The sequence below is a fragment of the bacterium genome, from assembly GCA_035295165.1.
Lineage (GTDB): Bacteria > Sysuimicrobiota > Sysuimicrobiia > Sysuimicrobiales > Segetimicrobiaceae > JAJPIA01.
In genome coordinates, this window is the sequence record DATGJN010000116.1 from 24,648 (window position 1) to 49,820 (window position 25,173).

At 69.6% G+C, this 25,173-nt stretch carries 22 protein-coding genes; 7 read left to right on the forward strand and 15 right to left on the reverse strand.

The window, feature by feature from the left end; genetic code table 11:
- Positions 1 to 3: 3 nt before the first annotated feature.
- The 6 genes from VKZ50_20820 to VKZ50_20845 form a co-directional block, all read right to left on the reverse strand.
- Entirely contained in the window at positions 4 to 1,386 is a 1,383-nt protein-coding gene (locus tag VKZ50_20820) for a M20/M25/M40 family metallo-hydrolase (protein HLJ62171.1), read from the reverse strand.
- A gap of 126 nt (positions 1,387 to 1,512) precedes the next feature.
- Positions 1,513 to 2,649, reverse strand: coding sequence for a winged helix DNA-binding domain-containing protein (locus VKZ50_20825; protein ID HLJ62172.1), 1,137 nt, complete (start codon positions 2,647 to 2,649; stop codon positions 1,513 to 1,515).
- Positions 2,650 to 2,839: 190 nt separating this feature from the next.
- Positions 2,840 to 3,715: a DNA-formamidopyrimidine glycosylase family protein gene (locus tag VKZ50_20830; GenBank protein ID HLJ62173.1), complete on the reverse strand. Its 876-nt coding sequence runs from the start codon at positions 3,713 to 3,715 to the stop codon at positions 2,840 to 2,842.
- Between the two features lie 179 nt (positions 3,716 to 3,894).
- On the reverse strand, positions 3,895 to 4,071 hold the full coding sequence (locus VKZ50_20835) for a hypothetical protein (protein HLJ62174.1): 177 nt from the start codon (positions 4,069 to 4,071) through the stop codon (positions 3,895 to 3,897).
- 15 nt (positions 4,072 to 4,086) lie between these two features.
- Positions 4,087 to 5,067, reverse strand: coding sequence for a cobalamin-binding protein (locus VKZ50_20840; GenBank protein ID HLJ62175.1), 981 nt, complete (start codon positions 5,065 to 5,067; stop codon positions 4,087 to 4,089).
- Between the two features lie 20 nt (positions 5,068 to 5,087).
- Positions 5,088 to 6,296 carry an MFS transporter gene (locus VKZ50_20845; protein ID HLJ62176.1) on the reverse strand — a complete coding sequence of 403 codons (1,209 nt, stop codon included), beginning with the start codon at positions 6,294 to 6,296 and terminating at the stop codon, positions 5,088 to 5,090.
- 195 nt (positions 6,297 to 6,491) lie between these two features.
- Between VKZ50_20845 and VKZ50_20850 the strand changes: the two genes are divergently transcribed.
- A complete protein-coding gene (locus VKZ50_20850; protein HLJ62177.1) occupies positions 6,492 to 7,448 on the forward strand; it encodes a peptidyl-alpha-hydroxyglycine alpha-amidating lyase family protein in 957 nt (318 codons plus the stop codon).
- A gap of 9 nt (positions 7,449 to 7,457) precedes the next feature.
- On the opposite strand, the gene VKZ50_20855 is transcribed toward VKZ50_20850, so the two are convergent.
- The 4 genes from VKZ50_20855 to VKZ50_20870 all read right to left on the reverse strand — a co-directional run bounded on the left by VKZ50_20855 (position 7,458) and on the right by VKZ50_20870 (position 12,572).
- Positions 7,458 to 8,846, reverse strand: a complete 1,389-nt coding sequence (locus VKZ50_20855; GenBank protein ID HLJ62178.1) for a M20/M25/M40 family metallo-hydrolase — start codon at positions 8,844 to 8,846, stop codon at positions 7,458 to 7,460.
- 94 nt (positions 8,847 to 8,940) lie between these two features.
- Complete coding sequence (locus VKZ50_20860; GenBank protein HLJ62179.1) at positions 8,941 to 10,095, reverse strand: SPOR domain-containing protein; 1,155 nt, start codon at positions 10,093 to 10,095, stop codon at positions 8,941 to 8,943.
- Positions 10,096 to 10,337: 242 nt separating this feature from the next.
- Positions 10,338 to 11,057: a YbhB/YbcL family Raf kinase inhibitor-like protein gene (locus VKZ50_20865; protein HLJ62180.1), complete on the reverse strand. Its 720-nt coding sequence runs from the start codon at positions 11,055 to 11,057 to the stop codon at positions 10,338 to 10,340.
- Between the two features lie 141 nt (positions 11,058 to 11,198).
- Positions 11,199 to 12,572 (reverse strand): MFS transporter, encoded by a 1,374-nt coding sequence (locus tag VKZ50_20870; protein ID HLJ62181.1) that lies wholly within the window; start codon positions 12,570 to 12,572, stop codon positions 11,199 to 11,201.
- Between the two features lie 141 nt (positions 12,573 to 12,713).
- Between VKZ50_20870 and metC the strand changes: the two genes are divergently transcribed.
- Positions 12,714 to 13,883: a cystathionine beta-lyase gene (metC, locus tag VKZ50_20875; protein ID HLJ62182.1), complete on the forward strand. Its 1,170-nt coding sequence runs from the start codon at positions 12,714 to 12,716 to the stop codon at positions 13,881 to 13,883.
- 3 nt (positions 13,884 to 13,886) lie between these two features.
- Here the strand turns inward: metC and VKZ50_20880 are convergent, their stop codons facing one another.
- Positions 13,887 to 14,753, reverse strand: a complete 867-nt coding sequence (locus tag VKZ50_20880) for a hypothetical protein (GenBank protein ID HLJ62183.1) — start codon at positions 14,751 to 14,753, stop codon at positions 13,887 to 13,889.
- 130 nt (positions 14,754 to 14,883) lie between these two features.
- Positions 14,884 to 15,033, reverse strand: a complete 150-nt coding sequence (locus tag VKZ50_20885) for a hypothetical protein (protein HLJ62184.1) — start codon at positions 15,031 to 15,033, stop codon at positions 14,884 to 14,886.
- Positions 15,034 to 15,311: 278 nt separating this feature from the next.
- Between VKZ50_20885 and VKZ50_20890 the strand changes: the two genes are divergently transcribed.
- The gene (locus VKZ50_20890) at positions 15,312 to 16,493 is read left to right on the forward strand and encodes an amidohydrolase family protein (GenBank protein ID HLJ62185.1); all 1,182 of its coding nucleotides are present in this window, start codon (positions 15,312 to 15,314) and stop codon (positions 16,491 to 16,493) included.
- Positions 16,494 to 16,604: 111 nt separating this feature from the next.
- Positions 16,605 to 17,558: a sensor domain-containing diguanylate cyclase gene (locus VKZ50_20895; protein ID HLJ62186.1), complete on the forward strand. Its 954-nt coding sequence runs from the start codon at positions 16,605 to 16,607 to the stop codon at positions 17,556 to 17,558.
- A gap of 42 nt (positions 17,559 to 17,600) precedes the next feature.
- Here VKZ50_20895 and VKZ50_20900 read toward each other — a convergent pair whose 3' ends face one another.
- A complete protein-coding gene (locus VKZ50_20900) occupies positions 17,601 to 18,191 on the reverse strand; it encodes a 5-formyltetrahydrofolate cyclo-ligase (protein HLJ62187.1) in 591 nt (196 codons plus the stop codon).
- A 181-nt stretch (positions 18,192 to 18,372) separates the two neighbouring features.
- On the opposite strand from VKZ50_20900, the gene VKZ50_20905 reads away from it, so the two are divergent.
- The gene (locus VKZ50_20905) at positions 18,373 to 20,076 is read left to right on the forward strand and encodes a formate--tetrahydrofolate ligase (protein HLJ62188.1); all 1,704 of its coding nucleotides are present in this window, start codon (positions 18,373 to 18,375) and stop codon (positions 20,074 to 20,076) included.
- A gap of 302 nt (positions 20,077 to 20,378) precedes the next feature.
- Positions 20,379 to 21,650, forward strand: coding sequence for a hypothetical protein (locus VKZ50_20910; protein ID HLJ62189.1), 1,272 nt, complete (start codon positions 20,379 to 20,381; stop codon positions 21,648 to 21,650).
- Positions 21,651 to 21,720: 70 nt separating this feature from the next.
- Here the strand turns inward: VKZ50_20910 and VKZ50_20915 are convergent, their stop codons facing one another.
- The gene (locus tag VKZ50_20915) at positions 21,721 to 22,956 is read right to left on the reverse strand and encodes an amidohydrolase family protein (GenBank protein HLJ62190.1); all 1,236 of its coding nucleotides are present in this window, start codon (positions 22,954 to 22,956) and stop codon (positions 21,721 to 21,723) included.
- Between the two features lie 208 nt (positions 22,957 to 23,164).
- On the opposite strand from VKZ50_20915, the gene VKZ50_20920 reads away from it, so the two are divergent.
- The gene (locus tag VKZ50_20920) at positions 23,165 to 24,022 is read left to right on the forward strand and encodes an NAD(P)-dependent oxidoreductase (GenBank protein HLJ62191.1); all 858 of its coding nucleotides are present in this window, start codon (positions 23,165 to 23,167) and stop codon (positions 24,020 to 24,022) included.
- Positions 24,023 to 24,060: 38 nt separating this feature from the next.
- Here the strand turns inward: VKZ50_20920 and VKZ50_20925 are convergent, their stop codons facing one another.
- Positions 24,061 to 25,128, reverse strand: coding sequence for a quinone-dependent dihydroorotate dehydrogenase (locus VKZ50_20925; protein HLJ62192.1), 1,068 nt, complete (start codon positions 25,126 to 25,128; stop codon positions 24,061 to 24,063).
- Positions 25,129 to 25,173 lie beyond the last annotated feature (45 nt).

The following is a 25,173-nucleotide window of genomic DNA, read 5'->3' on the forward strand; positions in this document are numbered from 1 at the left end:
GGCCTACCCCGCGGCGAATTCGTAGAAGAACCTGGCGACCGAGCGCTCGAACCGGCGCATCCCTTCGATCGTCGCGTACTCGTTGGGGCTGTGGGGCCGCCCGCCATGCCCGAGTCCGCCGGCAGCGAACGGTTGACCGAGCGTTCGGCGAAACAGGTAGAACGGGGCCGATCCGGCCAGGTGGGGCCACACCTCGGGCTCGTGGCCGAGTCCGCGGATCGCGCGGAGCAGGGCCTGCACAACCGGCTCGTTGAGGCTCGTCTTCGCCGGTGGGTAGCCGTCGTAGAAGTGGACCTGGATGTCCTCGCGCCCAAGCCGCGCGAGGTGGGCACGGATCCGTTCACGCACGCGTTCCGGCTCCATGTTCGGCACCATCCGCACGTCCATCTTCACCTTGACCTCGTGCGGCAACAGCGTCTTCATCGCGGGCCCCGTGTATCCACCCCACACGCCGTCGATGTTGAGCGTGGGATCGTACAGATAGTGGCGTAGGAGCGCGGCGCGGTCCTCGGGGTACTTGAAGCGCTCGGCGTCCCAGTTCCACAGCTGCGTCGCCGGATCGAACGTCTCCGCCAGCTTCGTGAGCAGCGCTTCGTCCTCGGCGCTCGGCGGCACCACGTCGTCGCGGAACCCGGCGACCTGGATCTGCTCGTCATCCGTCATCATCGTCGCGAGCGCCCGCACCAACCGCCACGCCGGGTTGCCGATCCACACGGCGTTGCTCCCGTGCACCCCGCGGGTCCGCGGACCACCCCACGCCCCGCCGCGGCACGTGACCTCGAAGTACTGGATTCCCTTGACGCCGAGCCAGAGCACCGGCTTACCGTGCCGCTCCTGGCAGTAGAACGCGAAATACGTCGCATCGGCTTTGAGCTTGTCGCGGTAGGCGTTGATGAAACCGGGGAGGTTCCGGCTGCCAAGCTCCTCTTCGCCCTCGATGACGAACTTGACGTTCACGGGCAAGCGACCGTCGGCCTGCCGGATCGCCTCGATGACGTTGAACATGCCCGCGAGTGGACCCTTCGTGTTATACACGCCTCGGGCGACGATGCTGGGTCCGAACTCGGGCAGGGTCACCGTCTGCCCCGCAAACGGCGGCACCATCCACTCCTCGCCCTCGACCGGCTGGACATCGTACATCCCGTAGAGCAACAGGGTCTTCGGCCGTCCCGCGTCGAGCGCCCCGTAGACGACCGGCCAGCCGGGCGTCGGCACGATCTCAGCGTTCCCCCCCAACCGGGTGATCGTGTCCCGCAGCATCTCCGCCATCTCCTGCATCCCGACGCCTTCGCCGCTGATGCTGGGCTGACGGACGAACGCCCGCACGCGATCGACGTGCCGGTCGAACTCGTCGTCGATGCGGGAAAGGACTCGGTCGATCTCCATCATGGCCCCCCTGTCGCGGGAAAGTCGCTGCCCGGGTCGGCTACGACGGCCGCAGCAGGGGTTCCTGCACTTTGCGACAGCGGGGCGGCCGGATGTCACTGACTCCCACACGCACGGTCACGAGGATCAGCGCTTCCACGCGAGGCTCAAGGTGCGGCCGAGGAACGCGGCCAGGCGCTCGGCTTCCTGCCCGGCCGCGCGGCGCACCCATGCCGGCGCCTTGACGAACGGCTCGATGACGACGTCGACGCGGCTGCCTTTGAACTTGTGCCGCCAGGTGCCCTCCATCCGACCATTGACCAGCAGGACCGGAGAAATCCAGCCCTGCGGGCGATAGACGCGGTGCCGCAGATCGCCGGGCAGCAGGTGCTCGGCGTGGCAGGACGCGGCGACCACGTACTGATCGAAGCCGGGGAGTAAGCGGACCGACCGGCTGGACGGACGCTCGCAGACGTCGCGGATGTGGACGGCGAGCATCCACGCTGGCGTACCGCTCAACTCGACCGGTGCCACCTCGTCGCCGAGCGAGGCGATCCAGTGCCGGGCGGTGGACACGCTGCCACCGCCCCCCCACCAGCGCGCGAAATCCTGGTACGTGGCCGGACCGTACGCCGCCAGGAAGCGGCGCGTGACGGCGGCCGCCGCAGCCTGCGGATCAATCGACCGCGGTGCCGCCGCCAACCAGGTATCCGGACGCGTGAACCGGACGCGCTGGCCCACGCTGGGCCCGAAGCACAGGTGGCCAGCGAACGCCGCCGGCTTCAGGATGGTGCCCCAACGGCTCTGCGCGAGCTTCGCGCCGAACGCGGCCGACCCGGTGAGCCGTCCCACCTCCTGCACCAACTCTTCTCGCGTCATCACCCGGCCGTCAAGCGCGGCCGCGATCGCGGCCGTCAGGCGGTCGAGCTCCTCAAGCGTGATCCCGAAGTACTTCTGCCACTGTGCGGGCTTCAGATACCGCCGACTCGTACCGAGGGCGGCGTGCCACAGCGAGAGCTCGTCGGCGGGAAGCAAGTGCAGCGTACCCCGCATGGCCCAGGTTTTGACGAGCGTGCGGTCCTCCCACAGCGCGCGCTGAACGGCCCGTCGGTCGAGATCCTCGACCCTGGCCCACAGGCTCAGCTCGGCCGAGGACATCAGCTGAGCGTGCACGCCGCAGAGGCGGCTGGCGACCGCGAGCATGCTCCCGGCGGGCGCGCGCTGAACGAGGTGATGGCGCCGGATGCGCCAGGACGCCGCCCGGGCCCAGGTCAGCCTCAGCATGCGGTAGCCATGACGCCGGCCGAATCGCGGCGACGGGTGGCCCCGGCAGTCGTGTTGTCCCCGTCGGCGCCAGCGCTCTCGGCAAACCGGATCCACCGCCTCAGCGCGATGCAGTCACAATAGGCGCGCGTCGGCGTCACGCGCGCCCCGAGAACTGACGGCCACCCGTCGAGCGTCCGACGACCCGTCGTCACTTCAACAGGCGCGACCGGCGCCGATCCGCGTACACTCGTCCCGCCGTCTGGCATGTGGGACAGTAGTACGTCTCCCGGTCCTCGTAGTAGATCACCGCGATCGGCGTCCCGCACCGGGGGCACGGCTCCTTTCCGTGGCGGTGCACCGCGAGCAGGGACAGCGGCTCCTTCATGGGCAGGGCGCCGTCGAGTTCGTCCCGATGCGCGGCGATCGCGCGAGACAGCGTCGCGGTGATCGCCGCGTGCAGACGCGCGATCGCCTCCGCTTCCAGCTTGTCCGCGATCACCTGCGGGGAGAGCCGCGCCGCCCACAGAATCTCGTCGGCGTACGCGTTCCCGATGCCGACCACGAAGCGCTGCGTCGTCAGAAAGAGCTTGAGCCTCATGTGCGCCTCGCGCACCATGCCCGCGAGCGCATCCGGGGTGAACGCGTCGGAAAGCGGCTCCATCCCGAGCCCGGCCGGGGGCCCCGCCTGCTCCTCGCCACTCCGGCACAGCCACACGGCCGCCCGCTTCTTCGGCCCCATCTCGATCAGGCACAGGTCGCGCGCGTCATCGAGGGCGAGCACGAGCGCGAGATCCCGCCCCGCACGGCGCGCGGGCCTCTGCCCTCCCGCAGTCCTTGGGACGAGCCGGAGACGGCCGTTGCGCATCAGGTGCATCGTGAGGACGAGCCCGGGATCGAGTTCCAGGAGCAGGTATTTCCCGCGGCGCCTCACGCCGGTGATCCGGGCGCCGCGCACCGCCCCGATGGGCGGGTCGACAGTCTTGAGCACGGACGCGCCCCGTACGACCACGTCCTCGATCACGCGATCCCGCACCTGTCGCTCAAGGTTTTCGGCCAGGACCGTCAGAAACGGCAACTCGGGCATTCCGCACCGTCCACGGCGTGCACGCGCACAGGGAATTGCGCCCCGGCCGCGCCGCCCTCCTTCAGCCGACCGCGGGACGGCGGATGCGCCCCGGAGCCCGCGGCCCCCACGCGCCCGACGCCGTGGCGACCGTGATGGATCGCAGCCCGGCGGCTCAGTCGGGCGGCGACGCCGTACCGCTACACGTCGGCGGGCGCCGGGCCCCTAAACCGACCCCGCACCGGCAGGTAGCCAGCAAGCGTCGCGTAGGGATCGAATCCGACGACATCGTCGGAACGGCTGTGCGCCGGCGTCCGTTCTGCAATGATCGTCCGCTGGCATTGGAGCACGCTCGGCCAGGGCCGCCGCGTGGTCACCGGCCGTCCCGGGGTTCAACCCACGAACCGCTCCGCTGCGCCCGGCGCCAGGCCGCGCGCCGCGGTCTCCGAGCCGAGCAACGCGGCGAGAATCTCCACGCCGTCCACGAGCCGCGGACCGGGCCGACTGAAGTACGACGATGCGTCGACGAGGTACACGTGCCCCCGGCGCACGGCCGGCAGGTCATCCCAGCCCGCACGCGCGGTGAGCAGATGCATCTCCGCCCGGGCACGCGCGACGTCGAATCCGCACGGGGCCACGACCAGGACCTCGGGGCGGGCGTCGAGCACGACCTGCCAGGGGACGGTCCGTGAGGGGGCGCCCGCCGTCCCGAGCACGTCACGCCCCCCCGCGACGGCGATCATCTCCGGCACCCAGTGTCCGCCCACGTAGATCGGGTCGAGCCACTCGACCAGGGCGACGCGCGGACGTGTCGCGCGACCCCGCACAGTGGCGGCATCGAGCCGTGCGTGTAGGGCCGCGACGAGCGCCCGGCCGCGCGCGGCGACGCCGGCGAGATCGGCGACCAGTTGGATGTTGTCCAGCACGTCGTGGATTCCTCGGGGCTCCAGGGAGACGATCCGCACCGCAGCGTCAAGCAGCCTCGCGGCACGCCTCACGCTCGTGAAGGACGGGGCGCACACGGCGCAGAGTTCCTGCGTGAGGATCACGTCGGGATGGAGGCGGGCCAGCACGGCCGCGTCGAGGTGGTAGACGCTCGTCCCGGTGTGCACGCCCGCGCGAATACGCCGGTCGATCGCGGAGCTCGGCAGACCCGGCGCGACCACGGGACGGCTCAGCGCCGGAATATCGCGGAGGTCGGGCGGGAAGTCGCAGTCACCAGACACGCCCACGAGCCGATCGGCCAGGCCGAGGCGGCACACGATCTCGGTCGCGCTCGGCACAAGCGACACGATGCGCGCAACGGGCGGGCCGCCCGTCTCACCCGACGGCCGCGTCCGGTGCCCACCCCCTGTGCCGCGCACGTTCGTCATGTCGGGGCCACGGCGGTCGACTATCCCTGCGCGCCCGCGACCGCGCCGGCCGCCTCGCGGGCGCGCAACAGCGCTGCCGGCACGAGACCCACGACGGCAACCGCAAGCCCCACGCTCCATACCAGATGGAAACTGCGGGTCGCGTCCAGGAGAAAGCCAAACAGCACACCCGAGATCGTGGAGGCGACCTGGCTCACCGCGAGATTGAGCGAGATCGCCACGCCTGCGCGCCGGACCCCGAACACATCCGTGGTCATCGTCGTCAGGATCGGCAGCGTGAGCGCGATCCCGAGCCCGGCGATCACCGCACTCGCGATGACCCCCGCCGGACTCGGGACGCCCACGAGCAGCGCGAACGCCAGCACGAGCGTGCCGACGCCGGCGATCACCACGGGGCCGCGCACCCCGAGCCGGTCGGAGAGCGCCCCGGTCGCCGGCGACGCCACCGCGAGGCCGACGTTGATCAGGGCCGCGACGCCACCTGCGGCCGCACCGCTGAAGCGAAACTCGGTCTGCAGGTACGTTGGTACCCAAGCCGTGATGCCGTACACGCTGAACAGAGCGAGCGCGTTGCACGACGCGATGTACCGGAAGTAGCGGTCGCGCACGATGCCGCCCACCTGTTGGGCCATCGTGCCCGCGGCGGGGCCGCGCTGTCCGACCGGCGGCAGGCACGCGGCCGCGTAGACATCCGTCACCGCGGTCGCCGCGGTCAAGGCGAGAAACGCCGGCCACAGCCCAATCACCTGGTCCAACAGCGGTAACCCGAGCAACCCGACGACCACGCCGGTGCCGGCGCCCGATTGCAGAAGACCCATCGCCGTGCCCCGACTCGGGGCGACGCCGAGCAGCTGCTTCACGGTCGACGAATACAGCGCCGCGGCGCTGATCCCCATCAGGAAGCGCAGCAGCATCGCCAGCCAGTACTGGTGGGTCAGCGCGAACAGCCCCGACGTAACGGTCATCAGCGCGAGACCGGTCAGCGTGACGCGCCGCGTCGGCAGGTTGTCGGCGGCGAGCCCCATCGGCACCTGCGCCATCACGTATCCGAGCAGATACGCGGAGAGCAGCCCGCCGGCGCCGGTATAGTCCACGTGGTAGTACGAACGCAGGCGGCCGAAGAACGGCACGACGTCGATGCGCTGGGCGTTCGCGATTACAAACACGGCCCACCCGGCGCCGAGCGCGGCAACGTTCAACCGGCGCGCCGGCACGTCGGCGCTCACCATCCGGGCGCCTCGGCGGCCGACCGAGAAACGGGCACGCACGTCGCGTGGCTCACCCGAAGGTAGTTACGCGCGGCCTGGCGGCTCTCCCGCCTCCCCGCGGCATCGGCAGGCGGGCCCCGGTGCGGAGTCTTGGAGCAGCGCGTCGAAGCATTGGAGCAGCCGCGAGCCCGGATCGGGCCGCAAGGGGGGATGTGGGTGACCACGGTAGGCAGCGGAGCGTACGTCTACGAGGTCGTCGAGCCCTGGGGCGCGTTGCCCGACGGCTGGTCGTTTAAGGAGATCTCGGGCATCGGCGTCGACCGGCACGATCGCGTGTATGTGTTCAGCCGCGGCGAGCACCCAGTGACGGTGTTCGACCGGGACGGCGCGTTTCTCGCATCATGGGGGGAGGGCCTCTTCACCCGCCCGCACGCGGTAACGATGGGTCCCGACGACACCATCTATCTCACGGACGACGGCGACCACACGGTGCGCAAGTGCACACTCGACGGCCGGGTGCTCCGTACCATCGGGGCCCCCGGGCAACCCGCGCCCAAGTACAGCGGGCGTCCGTTCAACCGCTGCACGCACGTCGCCGTCGGCCCGGATGGGTCGCTCTACATTACCGACGGCTACGGCAACTCGCGGATCCATCAGTTCTCACCCGACGGCGCGTGGCGGCGCTCGTGGGGCGAGCCGGGGACGGACCCCGGCCAGTTCAACCTGCCCCACGCGATCGGCGTCGATCGCGCGGGGCTATTGTACGTCGCCGACCGGGAGAACCACCGCGTCCAGGTCTTTGACGCCGACGGCCGGTATCAGACCCAGTGGAACAACATGTACCGGCCCTGCGGGCTCTTCGTCGACACCCGCGACCCCGCGGGAGACCGCGTCTACGTCGGCGAGCTCTGTCCCAGCCTAGCGGTGAGCGAGGGGGTGGCCAATCTCGGCGCGCGCGTCGCCGTGTACGCGACGGATCAAGGGTTGCTCGCGCGCCTCGGGGATCGATTCCCGGGCAGCGAGCCCGGCCAGTTCGTCGCGCCCCACACCATCGCCGTGGACTCCCACGGCGACGTGTACGTCGGCGAGGTCTCCTGGACGATCCGCGGACGGCTGCTGACCCCGCCCCGGGAGCTCCGGTGCCTGTCCAAGCTCAGGCGCGTTCGGCGATAGGCAGGCGCGCTACCGCGTCGCCCGGCGTAGCGTCCCCTTCCGATCCGCGTCGGCGAGGGCCTGGAACACCTGCGCGCTCGTATGGATGCCGTCGTAGTAGCGTTCCAAGCTCAGATTCTCATTGGGGCTGTGGTTGTTCTCGTCCGCGTTGGCATACGGCACGCCGATGTGGTCCACGCCGAGCACGTTCGGCCACACCGCGTTCGGAAGACTCCCGCCGCCGGACAGGTTGATGTAGGGAGCCGTGCCGCGGTATGCCCGGATCGCCTCGGCCACGACGCCGACGGCGGGGTGGTCTGCCGGCGTCCGGCTCGCCTCCATCACCCCGAACCCCCGCTCCAGGACCCGCACACGGGGGTCCACCGCCGCGACGTGCCGCTCGACCTTCGTAAGAATGTCCTGCGTCTTCTGATCCACGACGAGGCGGATGTCGATCCGGCATTCGGCGCGCGACGGAATGATCGTCTTGGAACCGGGCCCCACGTAGCCGCTGATGAATCCGTTGATGTTGAAATACGGCTCCAGCATGATGCGCTTCCAGTACGTGGCACCGTCCATCGGCAGCGTGTCCAAACCCATGGTCGCCGCAAACGCCCCAGGATCGAAGTCCATCGCGGCGAGCAACCGTTCCTCGACCGGACCGATCGGCCGGACGTGGTCGTAGAACCCGTCGATGAGCACGCGTCCCGATCGGTCCACCATCGTTGAGAGCAGATGCACGAGCATCCACACCGGGTTCGGCGCGACGCCGCCTTTGTTGCCGGAGTGGTTGTCGCGATCCGCGCCTTCGGCGACGAGCGTGATGCCGAGGATGCCACGATTGCCGAGCGACACCGTGGGTGCGCCGGACGGATGCAATCCCCCATCGGAGATGTACACCAGGTCGGCCGCGAGCTTGACCCGATGATCCCGGACGAACCCGCCAAGGCTCCGCGAGCCCGACTCCTCCTCGCCCTCGAACACGAACTTAAGGTTGATCGGCGGGCCGCCCGCCGCCTCCATCCAGGCGTTCGCCGCGAGCACGTGCGTGATGAGCTGGCCCTTATTGTCGCCGGTGCCCCGGCCGTACAGTCTTCCATCGCGGACCGTCGGCACGAACGGGGGCGTCTCCCACAACTCGAGCGGTTCGGGCGGCTGCACGTCGTAGTGTCCGTAACACAGCAGTGTGTACGCCCGAGGATCCCGAACGATCTCACCGTATACGATCGGCTGCGTCTCGGTCGGGATGATCTCCGCCGCGATCCCGAGCCCGTGAAGGAGATCGGCGAGGTAGCTGGCGCACTCCTTCACGCCGTTGTCTTGCGCGCTGACGCTTGGCTGCCGGACCAATCCTTTCAACGTCTCAAGCGCTTCGCCGCGGTGTTCGTCGATATACCGGTGCACACGGTCCACGGGCATCTGCGGTCCTCCGCTCGTGATGAGGGTACGATGGGGGGTGATGCCGGCGCGTGCCGAGATCTCCGCCGGTGACCCGAAACGGCTCGGGGCGCGCCTACGGCACCATTGTGGCGGCAAACCCGAGCGCTTGCAGGGCGTTCACCAGCCGGTCCGCGGTCGGCCGATCGAGGTACCCGCCGACCCACACGCGGTACGGCGCGTCTTTCGTGACCGAGGTCGAGTAGCCATGCTTCTGCAGCCGCTGAGCGAGCGCGTCGGCATCCTGCCGGACGTCAAACGTCCCGACCTGCACGTGGAAACGCTCCGACGCCGGGGAGGCGGGCGCCTGAGAGGGCGCCGGTGCCGCTGATCCGGAGGGCGCCGGTCCTGCGGCGGGGGTCCTCGGAGGCACCGCGCCGGGAGCCCCCACTCCACCCGATGCCGTCGGATCGCCGGACGTCCCCGGCGATTGTACTCCTGCGGACGTCGACCCCGGCGCTCCCTGGGACGTCGGGAAGCTAACGGTCGCCGACCCGGAAGCCGCGGGCGCGGACGCCGCCGATCCTGGAGCGCTCGTGCGGGGGGGCGTGGCCCCCGCGCCAGCCGCGGGTGCCGACGGCCTGACCAGCGGGATCGTCAGGTCGGCGCCTGGGTTTGTGGCTTGGGCCGGTGTGCGTCGAACATTGGGGGCAACGGCCGGTGCCGCGGGTTGCGCATGCGCAGGCTGCACTTGCCCGGGCGCCGCCTGTCCTGGCGCGGGCCGCGCGACCGGCGCGGTACCCGGAACCGGGGGCGTTTGCGCTCGCGGTGACACTGTGGACACCGCGGGATCCTTGTGGGGAGACGCCGGCACGGTGATACCGGCGGCCGCACCGGCCGGAGCAGCGGCCGGAAGCCTCATCTGCAAAGGAGCAGGTGTCGCGCCCCGTGGCGCGACGGTGGCCGGCGGGGCCGCGGCGATGATCGGCTCATGACGGGGTGCACCCGGCAACGGCGGCGACGCCACCACAGGACCAGGTCCTGGGCGAGGAGTGCTGGCGACCGGGGTCCTCGTGGAAGCGGAGCCGGGCACCGACGCAGCCGTCTGGGCGGATCCAACGTGCGCCGCCGTTCCCGCAGGCACCGGCCTGGGAAACAACACGGCTCCTACCACGTACCCAATCGAGATCGCGGCGATGAAGAGTCCTGCGAAGACTCCCGCAGTGGTCCGGCTCATCGTCGGCCCACCGCCTCGCTCCGGGTCCGTTTTCGGGGCCAGCAGTCCTCGCATGCTACACTCTTCCACCTGAGCGGCGTGAGCGTACCCGCCTAGGTACTTGTCTTCCCTCCGGCACGAGTGTTCCTTCCATCCATAGTGTCGTTTTCCCGCGATCCTTCTATGGATGACATCTCGATAGCCTAACTTTATTCTACTATACTTCTATATTCCCGTAAATTTCGCCCGCAGTTGCATCAAACGCGCACGACGGCGAGCGTGGCGCCCCCGCGCGCCCACGGCGGGCGTGCCAAACGTCACTTCAGGCCCAGGCTCTGCCGTACCGTGGGGTTAAGCGAGTACACTCCGACGACCTCGCCGCTTGCAAGGATGTGCCCCCGCATCGCGCGCAGCGCGTCCGGACCGCTGAAGTTGCCGGACACGCCAAGTCGGGCGACGTCCAGCGCGTACACGGTAAAGTGATAGTGATGCACCCGTTCGTCGTTCCACGGCGGGCACGGCCCGTCGTACCCGCCGTGCACGCCGGGCGTGAAGCTGTTGGCGCCGCGCACTCCGAAGTTGGTCGGACCCAGCGGCTTCCCGTTCGCGACGACCCCGTTGGAATCTGCGCCGAGCGGCAGCTCCTTCGCCGTCGCGGGAATGTCCACCAGAACCCAGTGATAGAAGTCGACGCGCCGCAGATCGGCCGCAAGCATCTTGCCCTCCTGGTTCGCGTTCGTAAACACTGACGGCACGTCGGCATCGCGAGTGACGATCGCGTACGATGCGGTCCCGGCCGGCCCGGCGGACCAAGAGATGGCCGGGCTCACGTTGGGGCCGTCGGTTGCGTGGCCTCGCCCGTCCGGAACGCAGAAAGCATGTACCTGCGGAATTACCCCGCCCGGTGCGAGCCCGGTGACGGTGACAGTCAGCGAACCCGATGTCGCCGCCCACCCCGCGCCGACGCCGCAGAGCAGCAAAGGAACCCCGGCCAGAAACGCGACCAGCACGGTCCGCCCGTTCCCAGGACGCCCCACTCCCATCCCTCCCCAACCGCCGCGGCCTTCTCGCGACGGAAGGCCGGCATCGCCCGTATCGTCCCATCGGTGCGGAACGCCGTCAACCGTCCGAATCCTCCCCTCCGCGGGAGCGCAGGGACCGCCCCGCGCCGCACCCGGTCATGAACCTGCGACGGTCCGCGCGGGTGAATGGAGCCCTCCGCGCGTGAGCGACGCAAGCATGCCGATAATACACAGGGTGCCGAACACACCGAATGCGGTGTGGGTCGCTGCGAGGAAGGGCGCGTGGAGCTCGGGCGTGATCGTCGCCCCGCCAAGGTAGGTATTGAAGACCAGCGTCACCATTCCCATGCTGAGTATCTGACCGACGAGCCGCATCGTCGACAGCGTGTTCGACGCAACGCCGTAGATCTCGGGTCCCACCGAGCTCATCACCGCGTTGGTGTTCGGCGACGAGAACAGGCCGAATCCCAACCCGACGACGAGCAGGCTGCCGACGATGAACGACGCGGGCGTGGCGTCGTGGATCGTGGCCAGCAGAAACAGCCCGGTGGCCGTCAGCGCCATGCCGATCGACGCCGGCCAGCGCGGCTCTACCCGATCGGAGAGTCGACCCGCAAAGGGCGACGACGCGGCTTGCAGCACCGCCTGCGCGAGGAGGATGACACCGGCGCGATCCGCCGACAACCCGCGGACATATTGCAGGTAGAGGCTCAACAGAAACGCGGTGGCGTACGTGGCGCTGTAGTTCAGGAGCGCAGCCAGATTTGAGAACGCGTACACCCGGTTCTCGAGGAAGAGACGCACGTTCAGGACCGGGTGGGCGACGCTGCGCTCCCACCGGACAAACGCCGCCGCGGCTGCGAGTCCGAGCAGCACGAGCGTCACGCCGGCGCGCTCGGGCAGCCGCGTCAGCCCATACATCAGCCCGATCAGCATCGCGCCGTACAGGCACGCGCCGGGCACGTCGAACCGCTCCCGGTGCGGCGACGCCCACTCTCCGTGGAGCCGCCAGAGGGTCAGCGCGATCGTCGCAGCCGCGAGTGGCACCGTCGTCATGAAGATGGAGCGCCACCCGAAGTACTCCGTCAGCAGGCCGCCGAGCAGCGGGCTGACGGCCTGGGACCCGTAGACACACGCGATGATGATGCCGAGCGCCCGTCCCCGCTCGGCCTGTGGGTACATCGAGACGACGATCGCCGCGCTCATGCCGAAAATGGTCCCGCCACCGATCCCCTGGAGAGCGCGGAACGCGATCAGCAGCGGCGCCGACGGTGCCCGCGCGCAGAGGAACGCCGTCACTGTGTACAGCGCCAGGCTGCCGACGAACATGCGCTTGCGGCCGTGAAGGTCGGCGATGCGGCCGAGGGGCACGAGGGAAACCGCGGCCGCGAGCAGATACGCAGTCGTCACCCAACTCAACCCTAGGGCGTTCAGCCCGAACTCCCGACCGATCGTCGGGAGCGCGACGTTGATCGAGGTGGCCATGTAGGGGGTGATGAACGACGAGGTCATCGCGACCAGCAACGCCACGCGCCTTTCGCTGGGGGGAGCCACCCCAACGCTTTGGCGGCGCCGCGGCGACACTCCTCCCGCGGACCGCGGCGCGGCAGGACAATACGCGGGAGACGCTCGAAGACTGATGCCGAGACACGCGACACGGGAGGGACCACGATGAAACCGGAAACGAGGCTCGTCCACGCCGGGCGGGAGCCGGAGAAACACTTCGGGATCGTCAACCCGCCGGTGTACCGGGCGTCGACGATCCTGTTCCCAACGATGGCGGAATTCGAGCGCCGTCAGGAACGCAAATACACCGGCTTCTACTACGGCATCCAGGGCACGCCGACTACGTTCGCCCTAACGGAGGCGCTCGCGGAATTGTCGGGTGCGCACCGCGCGGTAGTCACCTCCTCCGGGTTTTCCGCGGTCACGCAGGCGCTGCTCCCGTTCCTCAAACAGGGCGATCACATGCTGGCGGCCGACACCGTCTACGCGCCGACGCGAGCGTTCTGCCGGGGCGTCCTCGCGCGCTTCGGCGTTGAGACGACGTTCTACGATCCGCACGCCGGCGGCGAAATCGCCGCGCTCATGCGCCCCAACACGCGGGTCGTGTACGCCGAATCGCCGGGCTCGCAGACGTTCGAGGTGCAGGACGTGCCAGCGATCGCCCGCGTGGCGCACGAGCACGGGGCGGTGGTCCTGTTCGACAACACGTGGGCCACCCCGCTCAACTTCCGCGCCTTCGAGCACGGCGTCGACGTCGAGATCCAGGCCGCAACTAAGTACCTGGGTGGGCACTCGGACCTGCTCATGGGCGTCATCGCTGTCCGCGACGAGGAGTTGTTCCGCACGGTGAAGAGCGGCCTCGACGAGTTCGGAGACTGCGTCTCGCCGGACCTCTGCTACGTCACGCTGCGGGGGCTGCGCACGCTCGCCGTGCGCCTGCGCCACCACGAGCGCTCCACGCTCGAGGTCGCACGCTGGCTCGCCGGGCGGCCGGAGGTCGCGCGCATCTTGCACCCGGCCCTTCCCGAGGATCCCGGCCACGCCCTCTGGAAGCGGGACTTCCTCGGCTCCTCCAGCCTGTTCGGCATCGTGCTCCATACCAACTCCGACCGCGCGGTGGCGGCCATGCTCGACGGCCTGGCGCTGTTCAAGATCGGGGCCAGTTTCGGGGGCTTCGAAAGCCTCATCCTCCCCGCGCGGCCCGAGCGCACCGTGCGGCCCCGCGACGAACACGGGACGCTGATTCGTGTCCACGTGGGGCTCGAAGCGGTCGACGATCTAATCGCGGATCTCGAGGGCGGCTTCGCCAGACTCAACGCCGCGCTGAAGACGTAGCCGCTAGACTAGATACCAGCCGGCGATCTCGCGATCGAGCACGTCGCGGTCGGCGTACTGCGTCTCCACCGCCTCGATGCACGCGTCGGCGTCCTCAACCGTGGGGGTGACGTCGTGCGTGGGAAAGGCGAACGCGTACACCGAGTCCGCGGGCGCCGGCAACACCCGTTCGACCCCGAGCACATATGCGTGGCGCCGTGCGAGCACCCGCCGGTAGACGCACTCGTACAGGGCCGGGTCGTAGGCCGGGGACCCTCCGCCGCCGCCCGGCCGCTCGATCCCGAGCTTCCTCGAGACGTCGACCAGTTCGCCCCACAACGTCTGCACAACGGCGGGAACGGCGTCTTCACGCTCTCGATCGTGACGGTGCTGGACCGACCGCCGATGTCGCTCCGCCTCCAAGAAGCGCCGGACCTCGACCGAGGGGACGGGGACGACGAACGCGCAGGCGTCGCCGGCGAGCAAGGGCTCCGCCGCGTCGTCGGCCGACCGCGCCAGCTCGATGAAGCGGTGCCCGACCAGGGGACTCTCCCCAATCAACGCCGCGACCGCCGGATGGCCGGCGTCCCACCGGGCCACCGCCCGCCGGGCCCAGATCCCCGCCGCCCTCCGGATGACCGGGTGGGTGATGCCGGCACGGACCGGATAGCGGCGACCCACGGGGCTCGCCTCAAACACCGGCCGGATCACGTCCCACAACAGCAGATGAACCGGTCGGCCCGCAGCGTGCGCCAACGCTGCCAGGCGGTGCACAAAGAAGCTCTTACCGGTGCCCGGGAGTCCCGCAAAGAAGACCGCGCGACACCCTTCCGCCAGCGTCCGCAGCCGGCGGTCCACCGCGTCGTCCGCGTCTGCCCGCGTCCGTTCCACTGCCCTGCCCCTCCCCCCCGGCCGCGCCTCGTCGGCGCGCATCGCGACCAATGGCAAGGCGGCCGGAGATGTCTCCGGCCGCCTCGAGCCGATGCTGCCGGCCGCCGCACGTGCGGTGGCGCGGCGTCGATCAGGTCGTGCTTCCTGGCTGTGGTTGCTGGACGGCGGGGGAGCTGTTCTGCGGCGGAGCGTACACGTCGTCGGCGCCGCAGGCGAACGCGGCCGTCGCCATCACGCCCAAGGTCAGTCCGGCGAACACGATCGCAAGAAGCCTCCGCATCCCTCTCTCCCTTCCCCCGGGGTCTGACTGCGCGGATCGCACCCGAGCTTGGGACGGCGTTCGCCGTCCGCGCGGAAACTCCTGTCACCGCAGCCCCTCCGGAGGGAGCGCTCCCGGAGGGTGCGAAACAGTCCGGTGGATCCTCGGTCCATCCGGGCGAGTGGCGGGCGATGTCGCACACCCTGCACAACGTCTCTCGCGCGGCGTCCGCGCGCGCTCCTGTACTCCGTCCCGGTGGTCCGTGGCAACGTGACGCAACATGCAAAGAGGTGAGCCGAGTGGGCATCGCAATCAAAGCACAGCGGATCATCGACGGCACCGGACGACCCGCCATCGAGCGCGGGGTGGTGCTCATCGAGGGGGAACGGATCACGGCGGTCGGCCCCGAGGCCGCGGTGCCCGTGCCCGCCGGCGTCGACGTGATCGACTGCGGCACCCAGACCGTGCTCCCGGGATTGGTAGACGCCCACTCCCACGCGTCGATCAACCCAGGCCTCGGCGACCAGATCGGGCAGCTCAAGCAGCCGCCGGCCCGGCAGATGCTGCGCGCCGTCCCAAACCTCCGCGCCGACCTGCTGTCCGGTGTCACGACGATGCGGGTCGTCGGCGAAGAGCACTTCATCGACGTGGAGTTGCGGGCGGCGATTGCACAGCAGCGGTTGCCCGGACCCCGGCTGCGCGTCGCGACCCGGCCGATCACCGCCCGAAACGGGCACGGCGCGGCGCTCACCTACTCCGACGGCCCCGAAGAGATTCGCAAGCACATCCGCGAGAACGTGGCGATGGGCGCCGATCTGATCAAGCTGTTCATGACGGGCGGCGTGTCCAGCGAGGGCACCACGGCGCGCTGGTACGCTTATTCACGCCACGAGGTCGAGGTCGCGGTCGAGGAGGCGCACCGCAACACCAAGCCGGTCGCGGTCCACGCCCACGGCGGCCCGGGCGTGCGGATCTGCATCGAGGCGGGGGTGGACACGATCGAACACGGGAAGCTGTGCGAGCCGCAGGACCTCGCGGAGATGCGACGCCGCGGGATCTGGCTCGTCACCAACAACGCGGTCTCCGGGCACCCGGACGGCATCGAGAAGGGGGACGCGCACGTCCCCTCGATCATGGCCAAGCTGCGGGAATCCCGCGAGAAGTCGCGCGAAAACTTCAGGGCCGTGCTCGACAGCGGCGTCAAATGGGCGCTCGGGACGGACTCGATGCACGGTCTGCTCTGGTGGGAGGCCGCGAAGGTCGTGGAGTGGGGCGCCGCGCCGCAGGACGCGCTGCTCGCGGTGACCCGCCGCGCGGCCGAAGCGATCGGGATGGACGGCGACGTGGGAAGCCTGGAACCCGGCAAGGTCGCGGACGTCATCAGCGTGGACGGCAATCCGCACGAAGACATCACGTCGCTGCGGCGCGTCCGGCTGATCGTCCAAGGTGGAGCCCGCCGCGATGGCCTGTCGCCCTCGTAGGCGGGTGCCAGCTCGAGCCGATCGGGACCCCGCGTGACACGCCAACCTCGTCGGAAAGCCTCCTCCCCGCGGCGGCGGCCGAGACGGCCGGTCGACGCCGAGCCGGCGAAGGTGCTCGCCTTCCTGGCGCACCTCGCGACAGAGTTCACCGCGGTCCTCCAGATGTCGGATCTGATCGACCGCGTGCTGCACGGGCTGAAGGAGGAAGTCGGGTTCGAGTCCTGCACGATCGGGCTGATCGACGAGGACAATCCTGACACGCTCGTCCTCGTCGGCGCGGCCGGGCTCCGCAGCGATACCAAGGGATTGCGGCTCCCGCGCGGGCACGGGCTCAGCTGGGCCGCGGTGGAGCAGAACGCCCCCCTGTACGTGCCCGATCTGCACGCCGACGCGCGCCAGGTGCGCCGGTACGAGAACATCCGCTCGGGGATCTTCGCGCCGCTCGTGGCCCAGGGGCGGGCGATCGGGATGGTGGCCGCCCACCGGACGGAGGTGGACGGGTTCACGCAGGTGGACCTCGACGTGCTCGCGATCGTGGCCCGGTATCTTGGCGGCGCCTTCGAGGCCGCGCGTCTGCACGAACAGGTGCGGCAGCAGGCGGTCACGGATGCGCTGACCGGACTCCTGACTCGGCGCGCGTTTCTCACGGAGTGCGAACGCGCCGTGCGACGGCACCACGACACTAGCCGCTCGTTCATGCTCGCAGTTGTGGACGTCGACGGCTTCAAACGGTTGAACGACAGCCTCGGGCACATGCGGGGAGACGCCGTGCTCGCGCAGGTCGGGGCCGCGCTCCGCGCGTCGCTGCGAACCGTCGACGTCGTCGCGCGGTTTGGCGGCGACGAGTTCGTGATCCTGTTCCCTGAGACGGACGATGAGCAGGCGGCCGACATGCTGCGGCAACTCGGCGATCTCACCGTCACCGTCGGGCCGCGGGTGATGCCGTTGCCGCTCTCGCTCTCCTGGGGACTGGCGGGCTATCCCCGCGATGGCGCGGACACGGAAACGCTGCTCGCGAAGGCCGATGCTCGACTGTACGAACACAAGAATCAGCGCAGGGGATGATCCTCGGCGAGGCCACCCGCCGCGCGCGGCCGGGACCGCGAGCTACTCGGGCCGCCGCGGCGGCCGGCAGCAAACGACTTCCAGTTCCGTGACGATCGCGTCTACCGGCTGGTCGGCGTCGCCGCGGGGCACCGCGTCCACCACCTGCGCGTGGAACGCGATGCCGATTCGCGACGTATCCGGCCGCGTCCGAACCAAGAAGCGATCGTAGTACCCCCGCCCATATCCCACGCGGTATCCGCGCCGGTCGAACGCCAGGCCGGGTACGATGACGACGTCGATCGCGTCCGGCGGCACTTCGGCTGCGGCGGTGGGTTCGGCGGCGCCGTAGCGGGCCGTCCGCACCGGATCGCCGGGCCGGAACGATGCCGCGCGCATTTCGTGCCCGGCGACCACCGGCAGGGCGACTCGCCGGCCGGCCTGGAGCAGCGTCTCGATGATGCTCCGTGTCGATACCTCGGAGCCGAACGACGAGAACACCATCACCGTGCGCGGTGCCAGCCGATCCAGAAGGGCACCCAGTCGCGCGGCGATCCGATCGGACAGCCGCGCCCGCTCCTCGGCGGACAACGCGTCGCGAAGCGCTCGCATCGACGCCCGCAGCTGCATCTTCTCCGCCCGAAGGTCGCCCATCCCCGGCCCCCGTCTACCCGCGCGCCACGATTCCTGCCGCGCGACCGACGCCGCGCGCGCAGTCGGCGCGGTGTCGGCGGCGACGCGCGGCCGCGATCGGCCTCGCGCGCCCCCGTGCCGTTCCACATGTTACTATAGCGCACGGCAGACACCGGACCGCGCACCCCGACGGGAGTGAGTGATGACCACACAGACGCCTTCGGCTCTCGAGATCGCACGCAGCGCTCGGCTCAAGCCCATCGGTGAGATCGCAGAGATGATGGGGCTCCGCCCGGAGTGGCTGGAGCCCTACGGACAGTACGCGGCCAAGATCAAGCTCGAGGCGATCGAACGCCTCTCCGACCGCCCGCGGGCGAAGTACGTGGTGGTGACGGGCATCACCCCGACCCCGCTCGGCGAGGGGAAGACGACGACCACGATCGGGCTCGGGCAGGCCTTCGCCCAGATCGGCAGACGCGCGACCATCGCGTTGCGACAAGCGTCGATGGGCCCGACGTTTGGCATCAAGGGCGGGGCCGCAGGCGGCGGGTACAGCCAGGTGGTGCCGTTCGAGACCGTCAACCTCCACCTGACGGGCGATTTCCACGCCGTCACAGCGGCGCACAATTTGCTTGCGGCGATGCTCGACAACCATCTGTTCCACGGCAATGCGCTCGGCATCGACCCCGCCAACATCACGTGGCGGCGCGTGCTCGACGTGAACGACCGGACGCTCCGCAACATCGTCGTCGGCCTCGGCGCCAAGGAGGATGGCATCCCCCGGCAGACCGGGTTCGACATCACCGCGGCGTCCGAGGTCATGGCGATCCTGGCCCTGGCGACGTCGCTGCGGGACCTGCGGCGGCGCCTGGGCCAGACGGTGGTCGCATACACCCGGGGCGGCGAGCCGGTGACAGCGGAGCAACTGACGGCGGCGGGCGCGATGACGGTCATCATGCGGGAGGCGATCAAGCCAAACCTGCTGCAAACGCTCGAGCAGACACCGGTGCTGGTGCACGCCGGGCCCTTCGGCAACATCGCCCACGGCAACTCGTCCATCATCGCGGACCTGATCGGCGTGCGATGCGGCGACTTCCTCATCACCGAGGCGGGGTTCGGGGCCGATATCGGGGCGGAGAAGTTCTTCAACATCAAGTGCCGCACCTCTGGGCTGCATCCCGACGCGGCGGTGATCGTGGCGACGGTGCGGTCGCTGAAGGCGCATTCCGGCCGCTACCGCATCGTGCCAGGCCGCCCCCTACCGCCCGATCTGCTCAAGGAGAACCCTGACGACGTCCACGTCGGCGGCGCCAATCTGCGGAAGCAGATCGAGAATGTGCGGCTCCACGGTGTCCGGCCGGTCGTCGCGATCAATGCTTTTCCGGCGGACTTCCCGACGGAACACGCGGTCATCCGCGAGATCGCCGAGGTCGCGGGGGCGACCGTCGCGGTGTGCACCCACTTCGCAGACGGCGGCCGGGGTGCGGTGGCGCTCGCCGAGCGGGTCCTCGAGGCGACGCGGACGCCGAGCGAGTTCCAGCTGCTCTACCCGGACGAGATGCCGCTGCGCACGAAGATCGAGACGATCGCGACCAAGATCTACGGCGCCGCGGCCGTGTCGTTTTCGCCGCTCGCGACCCGCCAACTCGACAGCTACGAGCGCAACGGCTTCGGGCGGCTGCCCATCTGCGTCGCGAAGACCCACCTCTCGCTTTCGGCGGACCCGGCGCTCAAGGGCGCACCCACCGGCTGGACGCTGCCGGTCCGCGAGGTGCGCGCGTCGGTGGGCGCCGGCTTCATCTACCCGATCTGCGGCGACATGCGTACGATGCCCGGCCTCGCGTCCCATCCCGCGGCCGAGCGCATGGACGTCGACGAACACGGCAACGTCGTGGGCCTGGAGTAACGACGCCGCGCTCGCCCCACCCACACCGGCAGGCGCCGCGCCCCCATCCCGCGGGCACGTCGGGCCGCTCGCCGGACGCTGACGGGGCGCGGGTGCGACCTCACGTCGCGCCCCCTCGCTCGCAGATCAGTTGATCGGGCGCGGATACCATTTTGATGAATCTGCGCTGCGGCCCGCCCCCTTCATCACTTCTTCATGAGTTCTTCAACCACGGTTGCTAGGGTAAAGGTGAGACGGAGGCGACGCGGTGTCGCTCAACCGTCATCCGCGACCGGGGGGACGAGCACGGGAGGGGGCGCACGATGCGAAACGTCGTCGCACTGCTGTTGGGTCTGCTTGTACCGCTCCTCGGATTCGCCGGTGTCGGCCAGGCACAGTCCTCGATTCAGGTACAGGGGACGATAGAGGCGGTCGACTGCGACGCGCAGACGATCACGCTGAGCAACGGCGACACGTCGAACACCATCACGGTCGCACCGTACACGGCGATCCTGATCGACTCGTCGAGCGTGCCGCTGTGTGCGCTGCAGCAGTACATCGGGGCGCCCATCACCGTCTGGCTCGTCGCCAATGGAAGCGACTTCGCGGCGACGCGCGTCGACGTGTCCGGTCAGGCGTACGCCACGCCGCCGTCCGCGCCGCCTGCCCCAATCGCGTACCAGCCGACGCCGTTGCCGATCGAGGGCGTCGTGCTGGGGACGATCGTCGTGGCGGGCCTGCTCTATCTCCTTGTCCACGGCCCGGATGGCGGCTACTACCGATACCCGTACTATGGTTCCTACTACCACTACTACTACCGTCCGTACTACCGAGCCTACTACGGGTATTATCCGCCGTCGTGCCCCGAGATCGTGGTCCCCGCGCCGATCGTGGGCCTTGTGCTGGGCACGATCGTCGTCGGGACCCTTGTCTACCTCGTGAGCCGGGACAACGACGGTCATTTCTATCGGTATCCCTACTACGGCCCCTATCGTGCGCACTACTACCATCCGGCGTACCAACCCTACCGGGGCACCTACGGGAGCGCGCCCTTTAGCGCCCCGATACGGCAGGGCGATCCCCGTTGGGACGGCCCCTCTCACGTGAGCGGCCAGATCGCCGGGCCCGCGGTCCACGGGCGGAACGATCTGCGGTCCACGGGCCAGCAGTCGCCGAGGACCTTCCAGTCCCAGCCGGTCAACCAAGCCACACCTACGTTCCGCGGCCCGGCTAACCAGCCGCAACCGGCGTTCCGCGGCCAGAACCATCCGCGGCCCACGATCCAGCAGTCGCCGAGGACTTTCCAGTCCCAGCCGGTCAACCAGGGCGCACCCACGTTCCGCGGCCCGGCCAACCAACCACAGCCGGCGTTCCGCGGGCAGAACGATCCGCGACCCACGATCCAGCAGCCGCCGAGGACCTTCCAGTCCCAACCGGTCACCCGGTATATTCCCGGAAACAACGGTCCGGCGCAACCGCGGTACGCCAATCCCAACTCCGGGAGATTCTCGGGAGGCCAGCAGAACCGCGGGCGCGGATCGAACTGCGGCGGAGGGTCGCAGAATCAGTCCTGCCAGAACGGGCGGACCAGGTAACGACTCCGACGACGCTCGAGGCGCTCCCGAGACCGTGGTTGCGGGAGCGCCTCTCGAGTGTTTCGCGGTGCTACGACGCCAGCTGATTCTTGTAGAACGTTCCGGTCTTCATGATCATCTGAAGATGGGCGCCTTGGTCGAGGAGCACGCGGAGGTCCGATAGTGGATCCCCATCCACGACGAGCAGATCCGCGATCGCGCCGGGCGCCACGATCCCGAGGCGCCCTTCCATGCGCAGTACTTCGGCCGCGACCGTCGTCGCGCTCCTGAGCACCTCGAACGGAGACAGCACCCGGCTTCGGATCGTGAACTCAGAGGATTGGTGCCGGTGCATTTCGCCAAGCAGATCGGTCCCATACGCCATCTTGACGCCCGCGCGGCGGAAGATCTCGAGCGAGCGAAGCCCCGATTCGCGGACGTCCGCGATTTTGGCCACACTGTCGGGCGGGAGCCCGAGCGACGCGCCCTCGTCGGCCAGCGCCTCGTACGTGACGAGCGTCGGCACGGCGTACGCGCCCCGCTCGGCCATCAGCTTCGCCGTCGCGTCGTCCACGAGGTTGCCATGCTCGATCGTGCGGATCCCGCACTCGACGGCCCGGCGCATTGCCTTGGCGGTGTACGCGTGCGCCATCACGTATGTCTGGGCGGCCTCCGCCTCCTCGACGACCGCGGTGAGCTCGCCGCGAGAATACTGCGTGTTCGCGATCGGGTCGGTCGGGGACGCCACCCCGCCGGACGCCATCACCTTCACCTGGTGCGCCCCGGCGCGCAACTCTTCGCGCGCCGCCAAGCGTACGGCCTCCACGCCGTCGGCGATTCGGTTGAGCCCTCCGGGCCGGCCGCGCGGGTGCACCGGAGCGTCGTCGAACCGACTTCGGGAATCCCCGTGCCCCCCCGTCTGGCTGAGCGCCTTCCCAGGCACAAACAGCCGCGGTCCCACGGCGAACCCCTGCTCGATTGCCTGGGCCAGGCCATAGTCGGCCCCGCCGGCATCCCGCACGGTCGTGAACCCGCGCTCGAGCATGCCGCGCAGGATCGGAAGCGCACGGAGCGTCATCAGTGATTCGGACAGCACGACACTGAGGTTCACGAGCGATGCGATCACGTGGACGTGACAGTCGATCAGCCCGGGCATCAGTGTCCGGCCCCGCAGATCCAGCACGTCGGCGGACGCGGCGGTGATGGGACGGTCGGACACTTCCCGAATCGTGCCGCCCTCGACGAGAACGTGATGACGTTCACGCCGATCCGGGCTCGTCCCGTCGACGATCGTAGCGTTGCGGAACAGGATCAACCGTGTGGTCACGACTCCTCCCACCCTCCGCGTCGAGTTGCCGCACCCGCCGCGCATGGCGAACGCGAGTGCCGCACCACGGTACAGTTTCGACGCGTCGTCGCGCGCTTCATCCCCGCCCCGCTGCACGCGGCCGACGCGGTGATTGAGAGGGAATCACGTGACGGATCCGAACCTGTAACGTGGCCACGCCGTTCCTCACCTCACAGGGAGCACCGCCATGGCGAAGCGCCGCGTCGTCTTGACCGGAGCGTGCGGATACATCGCCCAGCGCATGTTCGCCGAGATCAGCGCGCGATGGGATGTCCTCCCGATCGACGTGCGCAGCACGAGCCGTCACGACACACCCGTGCCGGGGGTGGTCCTCGCGAATCTGACCGACCCAAACCGCGACGCGTACCGCCAGCACTTCCGCGGCGTGGACGCCGTGATCCACTGCGCGTTCGTGCGGCCCTCGGAGCCCGCCGGCTGGAACGACAACACCGAGGGAAAGTTTTGGGCCGAGCATCAAAACCTGGCCCTCGCATACAACGTCTACCGGACGGCGCTCGAGGAGGGCGTCCGCCGCGTGGTCGTCGCGAGCTCAAACCACGCGACCGATTACTACGAGCGCTTGGTCTGGGCGGACAAGCTGGACATGATCACGCCCGACATGCCGCCGCGATCGGATAACTGGTACGGCTGGTCCAAAGCGTCGTACGAACTGCTGGGTTTCGTCTTTGCCGCAGGGCATGTGGGAGGACGCGCGCTGGAGGTCGTGCAGTGGCGGATCGGCGGACCTCGGGACGACGACGTGCTGCACGTCCGACCGGGAGACATCAAAAGGATGCACCGTGCCCTGGGAGCGTACTTGTCCCGCCGCGACCAAGTGCAGCAGGTGATTCGGATGGTCGAGGCCGAGAACATCGCGGATGCGAACGGCGTCCCGTTCCTGATCGTCTACGGCATCAGCGGCAACACCCACCGATTCTGGAGCCTCGCCAACGCCCGCGCCGCGCTCGGGTACCGACCCGAGGACGACAGCCAGGTCCAGTTCGCCGACACGATTGCCGCGATCGTCCGCGGCGTCGACGAGTAACGTCAGACGGACGCGCGGCGGCCACCGGGGGGGCGGGCCTACCCGTTCTCGACGCCGACGGCGTCGCGAAGCGTCCCCAGGCCGTCGCGCTCAAGCAGCCGCACGAGTCCCCGAGTGACCCGATGCGGCCACCCCGGGCCGCCGTACACAAAGCCGGTGTAGCCCTCCACGAGCGCCGCGCCCGCCTTGATCTTCTCGTATGCGTCCTCGGCGGTCATGATCCCTCCGACGCCGATGATCGGCACCCGGCCGCCGGTGGCGCGAAAGAGCACGCGGACCGCGTCGGTCGCGAGACGCCGTACCGGCGCGCCGCTGAGGCCGCCGGACTCGCGTCCACGCGGGCTGTGTAGCCCGTCGCGACGCACCGTGGTGTTCGTCGCCACCAGCCCGTGGGCGCGTCCGCGAATCGCATCCGCGATCGCCTCCAGCTCGTCCGGGGCCATGTCGGGCGCCACCTTCACGAACAGCGGCTTCTCCCCGAGGCTGCGGTTGCGGGCGGCGAGCGCTTCAAGAAGGGGCACCGCGGCGTCCCGCGTCTGCAGCGCCCGCAGCCCCGGCGTGTTCGGCGAGGAGAGGTTGACGACGATGAAATCCGCGTGCGCATGCAGGCGGTCCAACGCGCCCACGTAGTCGTCCGCCGCCTGCTCGAGCGGCGTCGTCTTGTTCTTGCCGATGTTGACCGCGAGCGGGATCGGGTACGCGCCCGTGCGACGCGCCCGCGCGATGCGCTCCGCCACGACCCCGGCCCCCGGGGAGTTGAATCCGAGACGGTTGATCAGCGCGTCATCCTCCGGCAGCCGGAAGACCCGGGGCCGCGGGTTGCCCGGTTGAGGGCGAGGCGTGACGGTCCCCACCTCGACGAACCCGAACCCGAGCCTGGGCCACGCCCACAGCGCGCGGCCGGCCTTGTCGCAGCCCGCGGCGAGGCCCACCGGGGATGCGAACCGCAGCCCGCACACCTCGACCGCGAGCCGCGGGTCCACGGCCGGCGGCGCGGCGGTACGGGCCCACACCCACCCCGCAAGGCTCAGCGAGGCCAGCGCGAGATCGTGGCTGCGCTCGGGATCCATGCGAAAGAGCAGGGGCTTCACGAGCCGGTTGTACATCACCGATCGGGCGCCGGCGACTCCACTGCTCGCGCGACGCCGCGC

Bases quoted from the DNA above. Each gene is read 5' to 3' on its own strand.
- VKZ50_20860 (HLJ62179.1), bottom strand. From the start codon at position 10,095: ATGCGAGGACTGCTGGCCCCGAAAACGGACCCGGAGCGAGGCGGTGGG.
- VKZ50_20825 (HLJ62172.1), bottom strand. From the start codon at position 2,649: ATGCTGAGGCTGACCTGGGCCCGGGCGGCGTCCTGGCGCATCCGGCGC.
- VKZ50_20855 (HLJ62178.1), bottom strand. From the start codon at position 8,846: ATGCCCGTGGACCGTGTGCACCGGTATATCGACGAACACCGCGGCGAA.
- VKZ50_20920 (HLJ62191.1), top strand. From the start codon at position 23,165: ATGGCGAAGCGCCGCGTCGTCTTGACCGGAGCGTGCGGATACATCGCC.
- VKZ50_20840 (HLJ62175.1), bottom strand. From the start codon at position 5,067: ATGACGAACGTGCGCGGCACAGGGGGTGGGCACCGGACGCGGCCGTCG.
- VKZ50_20885 (HLJ62184.1), bottom strand. From the start codon at position 15,033: ATGCGGAGGCTTCTTGCGATCGTGTTCGCCGGACTGACCTTGGGCGTG.
- VKZ50_20845 (HLJ62176.1), bottom strand. From the start codon at position 6,296: ATGGTGAGCGCCGACGTGCCGGCGCGCCGGTTGAACGTTGCCGCGCTC.
- VKZ50_20820 (HLJ62171.1), bottom strand. From the start codon at position 1,386: ATGGAGATCGACCGAGTCCTTTCCCGCATCGACGACGAGTTCGACCGG.
- VKZ50_20910 (HLJ62189.1), top strand. From the start codon at position 20,379: ATGCGAAACGTCGTCGCACTGCTGTTGGGTCTGCTTGTACCGCTCCTC.
- VKZ50_20905 (HLJ62188.1), top strand. From the start codon at position 18,373: ATGACCACACAGACGCCTTCGGCTCTCGAGATCGCACGCAGCGCTCGG.
- VKZ50_20925 (HLJ62192.1), bottom strand. From the start codon at position 25,128: ATGTACAACCGGCTCGTGAAGCCCCTGCTCTTTCGCATGGATCCCGAG.
- VKZ50_20830 (HLJ62173.1), bottom strand. From the start codon at position 3,715: ATGCCCGAGTTGCCGTTTCTGACGGTCCTGGCCGAAAACCTTGAGCGA.
- VKZ50_20900 (HLJ62187.1), bottom strand. From the start codon at position 18,191: ATGGGCGACCTTCGGGCGGAGAAGATGCAGCTGCGGGCGTCGATGCGA.
- metC (HLJ62182.1), top strand. From the start codon at position 12,714: ATGAAACCGGAAACGAGGCTCGTCCACGCCGGGCGGGAGCCGGAGAAA.